Origin of the sequence: Psychrobacter sp. Sarcosine-02u-2 (genome assembly GCF_002836335.1) — a bacterium.
Classification (GTDB): Bacteria; Pseudomonadota; Gammaproteobacteria; order Pseudomonadales; family Moraxellaceae; genus Psychrobacter; species Psychrobacter faecalis.
Genome location: NZ_PJBX01000060.1, coordinates 1 through 553 on the forward strand (window position 1 = coordinate 1; position 553 = coordinate 553).

Sequence of the window (553 nt, forward strand, 5' to 3'; positions counted from 1 at the left end):
CTCGTTAAAGCAGCTATGACCTAACCTTTAAATGTTAAAAGTTAAGGGTAAATTTGAAAAATTAAGGAGTTAAAATGACTTTACGACATTCTTCTTCACGCTTTTCGAAAATTTCATAACCTTTAGCAGCGTCAGACAAATTCATACGGTGAGTAATAATAGCTTCAGGTGATAAATCACCATTTTCAATATACTCTAATAATTGTGGTATATACTTGTGTACATGGGTTTGGCCCATTCTGAAAGTAAGCCCTTTATCAAAAGCGTCACCAATTAAGAAATCATTAATGGGTCCTGCATATATACCAGGAACACTAACGACCCCGCCACGACGCACAGCTGCCATACATTGACGTAAAGCTGGAGCGCTTGATCCTTCAATTTTCGAACTGCCCTTAGCTTCAAAGCCAACCGCATCAATAACACCGTCAACGCCGCGATGTCCTTTGGTCTGTTCAATGATGAATTCAGCAGCATCTACCTTATCGAAATTAACCGGAATAGCCCCGTACGTATCTTTGGCATACTGCAAACGGTAGTCATTATGATCTAC

General features: G+C 39.8%; 1 pseudogene. It reads right to left on the reverse strand.

The window, feature by feature from the left end:
• Positions 1-61 precede the first annotated feature (61 nt).
• Positions 62-553 (reverse strand): annotated as a pseudogene (locus CXF58_RS01255) (glutathione-dependent formaldehyde dehydrogenase); the annotation flags it as partial.